This is a genomic window from Frankia sp. CeD (assembly GCF_000732115.1).
In the GTDB taxonomy this organism is placed as follows: domain Bacteria; phylum Actinomycetota; class Actinomycetes; order Frankiales; family Frankiaceae; genus Frankia; species Frankia casuarinae.
On sequence record NZ_JPGU01000002.1, the window covers coordinates 101,538 to 113,162 of the forward strand.

Annotated in this window: 10 protein-coding genes and 2 pseudogenes; 7 read left to right on the forward strand and 5 right to left on the reverse strand. The window is 70.1% G+C overall.

All coding sequences use genetic code 11. From position 1 onward, the window contains the following. Positions 1-55: 55 nt before the first annotated feature. Positions 56-1,585 (reverse strand): methionine--tRNA ligase, encoded by a 1,530-nt coding sequence (locus CED_RS01985; protein ID WP_023839818.1) that lies wholly within the window; start codon positions 1,583-1,585, stop codon positions 56-58. 2,121 nt (positions 1,586-3,706) lie between these two features. On the opposite strand from CED_RS01985, the gene CED_RS01995 reads away from it, so the two are divergent. The 5 genes and pseudogenes from CED_RS01995 to CED_RS25975 form a co-directional block, all read left to right on the forward strand. Continuing rightward, positions 3,707-4,339, forward strand: coding sequence for a TnsA-like heteromeric transposase endonuclease subunit (locus CED_RS01995; RefSeq protein WP_235186864.1), 633 nt, complete (start codon positions 3,707-3,709; stop codon positions 4,337-4,339). Then, positions 4,339-4,677 carry a hypothetical protein gene (locus tag CED_RS21295; protein WP_011434956.1) on the forward strand — a complete coding sequence of 113 codons (339 nt, stop codon included), beginning with the start codon at positions 4,339-4,341 and terminating at the stop codon, positions 4,675-4,677. Before CED_RS01995 ends, CED_RS21295 begins: the two co-directional genes overlap by 1 nt. Before the next feature lie 20 nt (positions 4,678-4,697). Continuing rightward, positions 4,698-6,269, forward strand: coding sequence for a Mu transposase C-terminal domain-containing protein (locus CED_RS02000; RefSeq protein WP_051868639.1), 1,572 nt, complete (start codon positions 4,698-4,700; stop codon positions 6,267-6,269). Then, positions 6,266-7,399 carry an ATP-binding protein gene (locus tag CED_RS02005; RefSeq protein ID WP_035908417.1) on the forward strand — a complete coding sequence of 378 codons (1,134 nt, stop codon included), beginning with the start codon at positions 6,266-6,268 and terminating at the stop codon, positions 7,397-7,399. Before CED_RS02000 ends, CED_RS02005 begins: the two co-directional genes overlap by 4 nt. Positions 7,400-7,403: 4 nt before the next feature. After that, positions 7,404-7,829 (forward strand): annotated as a pseudogene (locus tag CED_RS25975) (TniQ family protein); the annotation flags it as partial. Between the two features lie 112 nt (positions 7,830-7,941). Here CED_RS25975 and CED_RS24950 read toward each other — a convergent pair. Next, entirely contained in the window at positions 7,942-8,340 is a 399-nt protein-coding gene (locus CED_RS24950) for a hypothetical protein (RefSeq protein WP_035908419.1), read from the reverse strand. A gap of 620 nt (positions 8,341-8,960) precedes the next feature. Between CED_RS24950 and CED_RS25980 the strand changes: the two genes are divergently transcribed. Then, positions 8,961-9,146 (forward strand): hypothetical protein, encoded by a 186-nt coding sequence (locus CED_RS25980; protein ID WP_369807771.1) that lies wholly within the window; start codon positions 8,961-8,963, stop codon positions 9,144-9,146. Between the two features lie 183 nt (positions 9,147-9,329). On the opposite strand, the gene CED_RS02020 is transcribed toward CED_RS25980, so the two are convergent. Further along, on the reverse strand, positions 9,330-9,845 hold the full coding sequence (locus CED_RS02020) for a putative immunity protein (RefSeq protein ID WP_035908536.1): 516 nt from the start codon (positions 9,843-9,845) through the stop codon (positions 9,330-9,332). Between the two features lie 98 nt (positions 9,846-9,943). Here CED_RS02020 and CED_RS02025 point away from each other — a divergent pair, with 98 nt between their 5' ends. Further along, positions 9,944-10,267, forward strand: coding sequence for a hypothetical protein (locus CED_RS02025; RefSeq protein WP_023839810.1), 324 nt, complete (start codon positions 9,944-9,946; stop codon positions 10,265-10,267). 192 nt (positions 10,268-10,459) lie between these two features. Here CED_RS02025 and CED_RS02030 read toward each other — a convergent pair whose 3' ends face one another. Beyond that, complete coding sequence (locus tag CED_RS02030; RefSeq protein WP_035908423.1) at positions 10,460-11,113, reverse strand: class I SAM-dependent methyltransferase; 654 nt, start codon at positions 11,111-11,113, stop codon at positions 10,460-10,462. A gap of 131 nt (positions 11,114-11,244) precedes the next feature. Next, a pseudogene (locus tag CED_RS02035) lies at positions 11,245-11,409 on the reverse strand (MerR family transcriptional regulator); the annotation flags it as partial. Positions 11,410-11,625: the final 216 nt, after the last annotated feature.

Here is an 11,625-nt window from a genome sequence, read left to right on the forward strand (position 1 = left end):
GGCCTGAGCGGGTCCGGCCTGAGCGGGTCCGGCCTGAGCGGTTCCACGGCGTCGGTCAGGTCGTGGCCGGTTCGGCCGGCGGGGCCTCCAGGCGCGGGAACACCGGGCTGGGACCCGCGACCCGCGACCCGCCGTCGCCGCACTGCGCGGCGATGCGCGGTGCCGAGTCAGGCAGGAAGGGCGCGAGGTGCTCCGCCAGCTCCCGGCACGTGGCGACCAGTTCGGCGAGGACTGCGTCGAGGGCGTCGCGCGACGCTCCCTCCTTGCGCTCCGCCTTCGCGAGCTCCCAGGGCCGGGCAGCCTCCACGTAGCGGTTACCCTCGTCGCCGATCCTCGTGATGACCTCGGCCGCCCGGCGGAAGTCGAAGGCGGCGAAGGCGTCGTCGATCGTCCGGGGGGTCTCGTCGCGCACTGCCCGCAGCTTGGCGGCCGCGGGATTGTCGAGGGCGAGTGGGGGAATGAGCCCGTCCCGGTACCGCTTCACCATCGACACGGTCCGGTTGACCAGGTTGCCGATGTTGTTGGCGAGGTCTTCGTTCGCGCGGGTCACGAGCCGTTCGGTCGTGTAGTCGGTGTCGCCGGCTCGGGCGACGTCGCGCAGCATCCACCACCGCAGCGCGTCGGTGTTGAAGGCGGCGACGATGTCGGCGGGATCCTCGGCGTTGCCAGCCGACTTGCTGATCTTCATGCTGTCGGCGGTGAGATACTCGTGCACGAAGATGGTGTCGGGCAGGCGCACCCCGGCCGAGAGCAGCATCGCCGGCCAGTAGACGGCGTGAAAGCGGATGATGCCCTTGCCGATGACGTGCACTCGCCTGTCGGCGTCGTTCCACCAGTACTGGAAGCTGTCGTCGTCGTTGCCGTACCCGGGGGCGGTGATGTAGTTCCCGAGCGCGTCGAACCACACGTAGATGACCTGCTCGGGGTCGCCGGGGACCGGAATACCCCAGCCGCGGGCCCGGCTCATGCTCCGCGACGCGCTGAAGTCCTCCAGACCGGCCTCGATGAAGGACAGCACCTCCCGCTTGCGGGCGGCGGGCTCGATGCGCAGCCGGTCGGTGGAGATGAGCGCGTGGAGCTGGTCCTGATAGCGGCCCAACCGGAAGAACCAGTTGCTCTCCTCCACCAGGTCGGGAACGGTCCCGTGTTCCGGACAGCGGCCGTCCACCAGCTCGTCGGGCTGGTAGAACAGCTCGCATCCCACGCAATACAGACCGGCGTAGGTCTTGCGGTAGAAGTCCCCGCGGTCGGCGCAGGCCGACCACAGCTTCTCGACTCCCGGCCGATGACGGGGGTCCGTGCTCGTCTTGATGAAATCGTCGAACGAGAGGCCCAACGGACCGCGAAGGCCCACGAACCCGGTGGCGACCCGCTCGACGTACTCGGCGGGTGTAATCCCCTCGGCCTCGGCCGCCTGGACGTTCTTCAGGGCGTTGTCGTCGGTGCCGGTCTGGAACCGGACCTCGTGGCCGCGCTGACGAAGATGACGTGCGTACGCATCGGTCTCGATCAGTTCGAGAGCGTGACCTACGTGCGGCTTGCCGTTGACGTACGGAATCGCCGTCGTCACGAAGTAGCGGCCCATCTGGTGTGAGTCCTTCCGCCCCGGTAGCAGCCTCACCGACGAGGCTCCGTCAGGGCCTCATCGGTCAGTCTGTCAAGACGCGCGGAAGAGGCCGGACGGCATGTGCATCATCATCTGGCTGGCCGGCGTCTCGGCCGTGGCATGTGTCCTCGACACAGGGTGAATCCTACGCGACCTCGCGCCCGGTAGCCTCCCGGGGAGTGTGGCCCGATCCGCATGATTCGGATCATGGTTTCCGACTGAGGTCGCCATAGACGCTGNCCNCCGCGTTCATGCCCATGCGGGCCATCGCGGCCGGCGCTGCCGGCNCCCCCCGCCGGTCGGCCAAGCGTCGGCGTCGGTCGGCGCCGGGCTGCTTCCGCCGATCGTGACAACGATCGTCGGCGGAGGTACTTCGTAACCGTCGCCGTTCGCCAGACTAATCCGGGTCTCGACAACGATCCGCGGGATGTGGCGTTGATGTACTTTGTCCATCGAATTTTGGCTCCCGTCTTCAGGGTTTTCTAAGAATCACAGAAAGGCTTCATGAAAAACACACGAGAATCACATGTGATCTGCCGCCAAATGCTTCCGGCCATCTCTGGCGCGAACACGCCGGGCGCAATCCAGCCAGGCGCCGGTGCGTACGGCTAGTCTTCCCATCGCAAGTAGTCGATCGATATTTTTGATGACGGGAGAATCATGACAAGATCCCTGAAGAGGAAAGCGGTGGTCGCCTCCCTGTCCGCCGTGTCGGCAGTCTGTGTGACGGTGGGACCGGCGGCTTCAAGCGCCTGGGCCGACGACCGCGTTCCCGTGCGGAGTGTCAACCATTGGCACGCCACGGACGGCTGGAAGCGGAACGACTGGAACGGCTGGAACAAGGGCGGTCGGGGCATCGGGCGGCAGGACCAGGGCCGCGAGGACGAGCGACGCCACGACGACAGCCGCCAGAGCGGCGGTAGCCAGGACCAGTGGCGCCGGGACCATGGTCGTCAGGGCCGGGACCAGCTACAACGGGACCAGGGCCAACGGGACTGGGGTCGCCAGCCGGGTGGAATAGTTCGATAGAAAGGGCCGACGGGTGATCGGCCCGGCGCCTTTCCGCCGGCCGGTCGTGCGGGTGCCGGGACTAGCGGTAGCCGACACCCGCATCCGTCAGCTTTCTGTTGACGTCGGAGGGCGTGCCCCCGGTCGCCAGCCGGGTACGGGCTGGCCTCCCTCAGGCGTTCAGCCAGTTACGCCGGTCTCGTGGCGCGGGACGTCGGTCCGCCGGCGTCGGGCACCGCCGTGGGGCCGTTTCCGCCCGTGTCCGCCGGGCCGGTCTGCGGCGGCCCGTCCCCGGTCTGCGCTGGCCCGTCGTGCGAGTCGGCGGAGGCGGGACGGATCGACCACGGCACCTCACAGAACAGGCGGGGGNATTCGGCAAATAAACGCTAACCGCACTATCCGATTCTGCCAAGCGCGTGCATTCTGCCGACCACTCCCGCTCGTGACCATGATTAGATAGGATGCCAGTAATGGCATGACTCTTGGCCTACTCTTGGCCTACCCGGGTACGTGCCAGATGCTCGCTGAGCTGCACCGATGCGCCGCCTCAGACGTACCCAATTAGCGGGTACGCCGTTGGGGGTCCGTTGGGGTGGTCGGGTACGCGTATGACGGTCTAGGGATCTGTAGGGATCGCGGACAGATGGCCACTCACCGTGATGGTTGGCCAGTAGATGGCCGCTGGCCGTGGTAGTTGGCCAATCTGCGGGAGACGTCGGGTGATGCCGGTCCGGAGCGATTCTGCCGCCGTCGCGGGTGCGGAAGGTCGGCGCGAGATCGTCGGCTCTCCGGCTGAATGGTTCGCGGGGTGCCAGCCTCGGATAATCGTCATTTCGATCTGTAGGAACTCGCTGATTGCCGTGTTCTCTGGGGCCGCGGGTGTGGTCCGAGGTGTGCCCTGCGATGCATTGCGGCGGTTCCGGCCTCCTGGCGCCCTACCTTTCGGACATCGACGGNGAACTGGTCGCGCAGAAGCGGGCTTCGGGTTCGGCCTGCGCGGACGGGGAGGACCTGCCTGAGCCGGTCGTGTTGTTGCGCACGGCGGAGGGTGAGGTCGAACGCCCGATACGGAACGTTACGGCAGCGCAGGTGATGGCGGCTGTGCCGTGGCGGACGGTCCGAAGCGTGCGAGGGCAGCCGCATTTTCCGGGTTGGTACTGGTCTGCGACGACGGGCGGTCATGTCGTCTACGAGAGCCGGTTGGAGTTGGCGCGGCTGCCGGTCGCGGACTTCGACACGCAGGTGGTCGGGATCGCGGCGCAACCGTTCCTGCTGCGGGCGACGGTCGGTGGCCGGGTCCGCCGGCACGTGCCGGACCTCCTGCTGGTGCATGCGGATGGGGCGGCGCGGCTGGTGAACGTGAAGCCGGTGTCTCGGCTGGAGGACCCGGTGGTCGCCGAGGCGCTGCGGTGGCCGGGCGTCGTGGCGCGGTCGCACGGCTGGGCGTATGAGATCTGGAGCGGCACCGAGGCGGTCTATCTCGCGAACCTGCGGTTTCTGGCCGGCTATCGCCGGCCGGGTCTGCTGCCCGACGGGTTGACGGATGCCGTCGTCGCGGCGTTCCGGCCCGGTGACACGATCGGTTCGCTTGTCGGTCGCGCGACGCGGGAAAGCCCGGCGGGGCAGGTCAAGGCCGCAGCGCTGACGCTGCTGTGGCAGCGAAGGCTGTCGACGGACCTGCACCGTCGGCTGGGCGACGACAGCACGCTGGAGACGGCGCTGTGATGGCGCAGGCGCGGGTGGACGTGGCGGTCGGTAGCCGGCTGGCGCACGACGGCCGGTGGTGGACGGTGACCGAGCTGACGGCGGGCTCGGTGCTGCTCACCGACGTCGGTGGCGGGGTCCGGCAGGTCGGGCTGGCTCATCTGCTGGCGCATCCCAGCACCCGGCTGCTCACCGACGTCCCGGTCGACGCGGTGGCGGGCGTGGGCGCGGATCTGGCGGGCTTGAACGCGGCTGGCCGTGAGGCGCTGGCCGATCGGGTCGGGCACGTGCAGGAGGTCCGCACGGGGTTCCGGCGGGGCTGGTCGACGAGCGGTGGCGGCGGCGACAGACAGCGCTGAGCGTGGTGGATGGCCGCTGGGTGGATACGGCGCGGGGCGTGCTCGCCGAGTTCAGCCACGCGAGCACGCCGACTCAGGACTTGGTTCTCGCGGCGATCGAGGCTCGGCTTGAGCAGGAGCACGGCCCGGGGGTGGTGCGCCTGCCGGGTCGGACCCGGGCGCGGGCCCTGCTGCGGGAGCTGAGCCGCGGCACCAGCGCGTTCGGTGGAGCCAAGGGCCGGCGGGAGATCGCGGGCCGCCCGGTGGCGCCTTACGGGAAGCTGCGGGCGCACCNGCCGGGTGAGTACCTGCTGGTGGACACGACCAGGTTGGACGTGTTCGCGATGGAGCGGGTGACGCTGCGCTGGGTGCAGGCGGAGCTGACGGTCGCGATGGACCGCTACGACCGGTGCATCACCGGGCTGCGGCTGACCCCGGTGTCGACGAAGGCGGTCGACGCCGCGGCGGTGCTGTTCGAGTCGATCCGTCCGTTGCCGGAGCCGGCGGCGGGCTGGGTGGATGTCCGCCCGCCCTATCACGGTGTTCCTGGGCGGGTGGTGGTCGATGTCGAGCGGCTCGTCGACGCCGGCGGCGTCCCGCTGTTGCCGTCGGTGGCGGCGGAGACCCTGGTGGTCGATCATGGCCGGATCTATCTGTCGGAGCATCTGCTGTCGGTCTGCCAGCGGCTGGGGATCTCGGTGCAGCCGGCGCGGGTCGCCCAGGCCACCGACAAGGCAGCGGTCGAACGCTTTTTCCGCACGCTGCGCGAGCAGCTACTCGTCGCGCTTCCCGGCTACAAGGGCCCGGACGTCCACCACCGGGGCGCCGATGTCGAGGAGCAGGCGTTCTACTTCCTCGACGAGCTCGAAGAACTCATCCGCCAGTGGGTCGCGGACTGCTACCACCGTCAGCCCCATGGCGGCCTCGTGGTCCCGGAGGTGCCGGGGCTGGCGGTGTCGCCGTTGGAGATGTTCGCCCACGGGGTGGCGCGGGCCGGTCATCTCCAGGTGCCCGCGCGGGCGGACCTGGTCTTCGACTTCCTGGCGGTCGAATGGCGCACGATCCAGCACTACGGGGTGGAGATCGGCGGGCTGCGCTACGACGGGCCCGCCCTGTCGCCCTACCGCAACCGGACCAGCCCGCACACTGGCGTCCACGCGGGCAAGTGGCCGATCCGCGTCGACGCCGATGACGTCAGCCGGGTCTACTTCCAGGACCCGGCCGACCAACGCTGGCATGTGCTGCGCTGGGAGCACGCCGACGCCCTGGGCGGCCCGTTCAGCGCGGACGCGCTGGCCTACGCCCGCCAGCTCGCCACCGCGACCGACCGGTTCCCCGACACCCGCCGAGCACTGGCCCGGCTGTTGGAACGCTGGGACGCGGGCCTGGCCGGCAACCGGGCCGAGCGGCGCATGGCGGTGCGTCTGTCCGAACGGCGGCTGCGTCTCGTCGGCGACACGGCCGTCCCGGACGAACCCGCCCCGGCGGTCGCCTCGCCCGACCAGGACCGTTCGGCCGAGGAGACGGCGGGCGATGACGACCGCGACGACGAGCTTGGCGCCCCGTTCCCTGGCGAAGACGACTTCTACGCCGACGCGATGGAGATCGTGTGACCGCACCGCCGGACGGCGGCGAACGCGCCTACAGCCTGTCGACGAAACAGGGATGGACGACGTTCGTGACCGCCCCGGACCGGCCACGCCCCGAAGCGTTGGACCGCGCCGGCCTGGCGGCGCTGTCGGCGACGGCGCGGGCGGACTACGACGAGCAGCGCACGGTCTGGCACGCCAACCTCGGCCCGATCCGCACCCCGCAGATGCGGGCTGTCCACGACGACCTCGATGACATCGTCGAGGCCAACCGGCAGGACGGCGACAAGGTCAAAGGCGCCGCGGTCATCGACGCGTTCCCCGGGCTGGGGAAGTCCACGGTCGCGCAGACGTTCGCCCGCGGCTTCCACCAGCGCCAGCTGGCCCGCTACGGGCCGACGACCACCGGCGGCCATGAGCGGGTCCCGGTCGCGCACGTCTGCCTGACCTCGTCGACGACGAAACGCACGTTCAACACGATGCTCNGCCGGTTCTTCCACCTGCCCGGCTCGGAGCGGGGCAACGCCGAGCACCTCGGCCACAAGGCCGCCGATGCGGTCCTGGCCTGCGACACCCGGCTGATCGTGATCGATGACGTCCACTTCCTCGACCCGCGGCGCGCCGACGGCCGCGATGTGGCGAACCATTTCAAATATTTGGCGAACACCTTCCCGGTCACGTTCCTCTACGTCGGTGTCGGGATCATCCGCCGCGGCCTGCTCGCCGAGGGACTCGGCCCGTCCGAGGAGGAGCTCGCGCAGAACGGCCGCCGGTGGACGACGCTGTCCGTCGACCCGTTCGAGATCGAGACCGAGCCGGGCCGGCGCACCTGGCGGCGGCTGCTCCTGGCGATCGAGAAGAACCTGATCCTCGCCGAGGGCCATCCGGGGATGGTCGCCGACGAGCTGTCGGACTACCTGTTCGCCCGCAGCACCGGCCACTTCGCCTCGCTGATGACCCTGATCGTCCGCGGCTGCCGCCGCGCGGTCCGCACCGGCCAGGAACGGCTCACTCCCGCCTTGCTCGACCAGGTCCGCAACGACGCCGCCGAAGCCGCCCGCCAGGAACTGCACGCCGCCTTCACCCNCCGCCGGCTGACCAGCCGACCCGCCAGCACCCCACGCGCCGAGCCGGCGCTGCCGGCGGCGGGATAAGCCGGTGGTCGACAGCATCCCGATCCGGCTGGCCCCGCTGCCCGGTGAGGACCTCGACAGCTACCTGCACGCCTACGCCCGCCTGCTGCACGCCGAGGTCTCCGACATCCTCACCCTCGCGGGCCTGGCAGGTCAGCCGAGCACCGAGAAGCTCGGCCACCGGCCCTGGACCTACCGGCTCGACCCCGTCGAACGCGCCGCGCTCGCCACCGTCACTGGCCTTCGGCCACAGACTCTCACCGCGATGACCCTCGCCCGCTACGACGACACCGGCCTACTGAGCGGTATCCGGCCGACCGGACGGCCCCGGCCGCCCCGCTGGTGGAACCAGCTCAAAGGATCACGGTTCTGCCCCCGGTGCCTCGCCGGCAACGGCGGACGGTGGATGCTGGCCTGGCGGCTGCCCTGGACCTTCGCCTGCACCCGTCATCATCTTCTGCTCGTCGACACCTGCCTCGCCTGCGGCCGGGCTCACCGCCCCGCCCTTGACCAGCCGCCCCGCGGCCCCGGGACGGTGCGACACGACCGGCCTGCCGCTCCCGTCACACCCGCGCGGACGCCAGCCGCCCGCCTGCACGGCCCCACCCGCCGACACCGACGCGGTCGCGCTGCGTCCCGATGGTCCGATCGTCACCGCGCAACGTCACGTAGACAATCTGCTCGCCGAGCTCGGCCGCAGCCATCCTGGCACCGTCGCCCGGCCGGCGGGTGTCGCGCAGCGCCTCGACGACCTGCACGCCGTCGCCCGCGCGGCGCTGTTGGCGCTGCGCGCCCCCACCACCGCGCCGCCTCTGGCCGTCGCGGTCCTCACCGAACTCGGTGGCGGCACCGGACAGCCTGCCCCGGCCGGGCGGAACAACGCAGCCGCCGGACGACGCGCCACGGACCTGGACACCGTGCTCGCCATCCTCATCCAGCTCGCCGACGCCTTCGACACCCACGGCGCCCCCATCGATTACGCCCGCCGCCGGCGATGGCGACGCCTGCGCCAGCCTGACTTCGACGAGACCGCCTGGCGCGATCGCTTATCTGCACGACCGCGCCGCACACATCCTGCGCCGCGGCAGGATCGACGAACCTGTCACCTGGGAACCGCCCTTCGACTGGATCACCGGCATCACCTGGCCCGGCCTCGACCCCNCCCGCGTGCACCGCCGGGAACTCTGGGCCCACCGACCCCGCCCCCATCGAACCGCCCCACACTGTCCAGCCCCCGACCATCACGGAGCCCACCCAGCTGTCCGGGCGCGCGATCCTCGCCGCGGTCGATCCCGCCTGGCTACGCGAGCAATACGAAGTCAAGCGACGACACTTCGCCGACATCGCCGCCGAGCTCGGCATCCATGGCACCGACGTCAGCGCCCGAGCACGCGCCCTCGGCATCCCCACCCGCCGCGGCACCGCCGCCCACACCCACCCCCTGGCCCCGCACGGAGGACCCGACGCGTTCACCCCGCTGACCTGGACCGTCCTCGACGGCCGAGGCGCCGAACAGCGTGTCCGCAGACTGCTCGCCACCCCCGGCCACGCCCACCTCCGCGACGCCGCCCGCGCCCTCGGCATCCGCACCGACGCCCTCAGACGGCAGATCCACCACCTTGAACACACCGTCGGCGCCGCACTGCTGCACACCGACGATCAAGAACACCTCATGCTCACCCCGCACGGCGAACACCTCGCCCACACCCTCCTGCCCATCCTTGATCTCCTCGACCGCACTCGGAATCCGGGGAGGACACCCTCCTGACCCACTCCGTCATGACTGTTCCTGGGGCGCGACGCCACGGGCATTCGTGATGAACCGGGTTAACATCCGACGTCGTCGAGGAGGAACTCGCCGCCCCGGCCGAGGGCCGGTTCCGCATCGAACCGCTGATGTTCCACCTCGCCGCATCCCGTCCTCAGACAGGCCACGACGGTCGCAGCAGTGTCAGCCGTCGAACACTGACCAGCAGATGTCGTTGCGCAGTCGCTGATCGTCCAGAACCAGTTCGCGAATCGCGTCCGGGAGCTGTTCTCGCTGCCAACGGCACTCAAGCCGTGCGGCGGCCTCAGCTTCGCCCGCGGGCGCCGCCGCCCGCGCGGCCTTGATCGCGTAGGCCGCGGCACCGAGTTCGTGTGCGGCGACATGGGCGACCNCCCCGGCCTGACCGGCGGCGAACGCCGCGTGACGAGCCGCTCCGCTCATCACCCTGGCGGCGGCCATGGCATGGCCGCCTGCCGAGCGGGACTGGGACATCGTGATCTCGCCTCGCGACCAGGCTCGAATCTGCTCGATCGCATGGCGGGGCCGGGGGTCCGACGGCTGCACCGACTCGAAGAGGTACAGAACGTGTTCTGCGCAGGCTGCCGCCCACACGGCCAGGAGCTGATGATCGGAGTCCGTGAGCGTGCCCCCACGGCGAACCGTGATGAACCGGGGGTCCCGCTCCTTGGGGAGGATCACGGGTTCCACCGTACGGCCACGCAGACATCGCAGGTCTGCCCGCAGACAGCGACGAACCGGCGGGCCCGATGGGACGATGGGTTCGAAGGAGGGGCAGCGTGGACGACCCGCATGTACATGTCGAGTGGGCCGTGCCGAACGCCAGCGCCGATCTGCGCGCGGTGACGGCATCAGTGTTCGGGCTCGTCGGCGACGCACCTCACGCGGTGCGGACGGGATGCGGCACGCAGGTCTCGTATGCCTCGACCTCCACCCATCCCGAACGTGTCACCTGCCTGCCGTGCCGGGACTACGCGCGAGACCGCTACCTGCGCTACGCGACCAGGATGGAGGAGTCAGCGATCCTGCCAGGCGGCGGTGATGTTCAGGACGTCCTCGCCGCGGCACGCAGACTGCGCGACCTCGCCGATCGGTTCACCTGACACCAGGTTCTGCATCACGACGAACAGCGCCTCCGCCGCCTCCTGGATCGCCAAAAATGGCCAAGTAGACGCTGCCCGTCGGCCCCTCCTCTGGCCGCGCCGAGCGACGGCGAGGGGGCCGGTTGCCTGAGGATGGGCTGTTTCGGATGTGAGGTGGTCTCGGTGCCGGTACGGGCGTAATCCGGTGGAGGCCTACGTCTGCTGGGGGCGGCGGGCCAGTAGCTGGGCCTGTCGGCCTCGTTCTTCGTCCGTCGGTGCTCGTACCAGCTGGGCGACCTCGACCAGTCCTGCCTGCCGTGCCAGCTCGGTGAGGTGGTCGGGTGGCCAGCGGTACGCGCCGGTGACCCGGTGGTCATAGGCGTGCACCCCGGCCGCGGGCTCGTCGGTGGCCAGAAAGCCGAGGAGCAGGTGGCCGCCGGGTGCAAGGACGCGGTAGATCTCGGCGAGGATGGCGGGGATGTCGGCGGGCGGGGNGTGGATGAGCGAGTAGCGGCACAGGGCGCCGCTGAGGATGCCGTCCGGCAGGTCCAGCGCGGTCATCGTGCCCACCTCGAAACGCAGCTGTGGATGTGAGCGTCGAGCGATAGCGATCATCTCCGGTGACAGGTCCACGCCGAACACGTCCAGCCCCAAGCGGTGCAGGTGGGCCGTCGCATAGCCGGGCCCGCAGCCGAGGTCGGCGACCGGGCCGGGCAGGGGGCGCGTGAGGTCGGCGAACGCGGACAGCAGCGCACGCTCCAGCGGCTGGCGGTCGAGCACGTCGGCGAATAGCTCGGCATACACCTCGGCCACGCCGTCATACGCCGCCGCGACGGTCGTCAGATAGTTCGGGGCAGACTCGGCCATGGCCGATCATCCTAGGCGTGCCCCGGCTGGCCAACTACGGTGGCCAGCCGGGGCGCTGGCGCTGGCCAACAACCGCGACCTGCCAGCTCGGAGTGGCCAAGTAGATCCGTTTCCTACAACGGTCTAGGGATCGCAGATAGATGCCCGATCCGTTGAAGCCGGGCCAGGTCGTCGCTGCTGTAGCGGCGGGTCCCGCCGTCGGTGCGGGCCGGCTCCAGCAGCCCGCGCCGCTCGTACAGACGCAGGCTCTGCGGGTCCATCCCGACCAGATCGGCGGCCACCGAGATCCCGTACACCTCTCACTAGGCCCCGGGATGGCCAACGTCGCGCGATCCCTACAGACGGCGGGCTGTGGGGATCGGAACGGCCGCATTGTGCCGATCGCCGGTTCGGGGGTGCGGAGGGGTACGGACGTCCGAGCGAGTCTGGAAACGATCAGAAGCCTCGACTGGTGTGACGTCCGCCACTTTCACGGAGCGTGAAAACCTGCGTCGACTGGGTCGCTTGGGGGA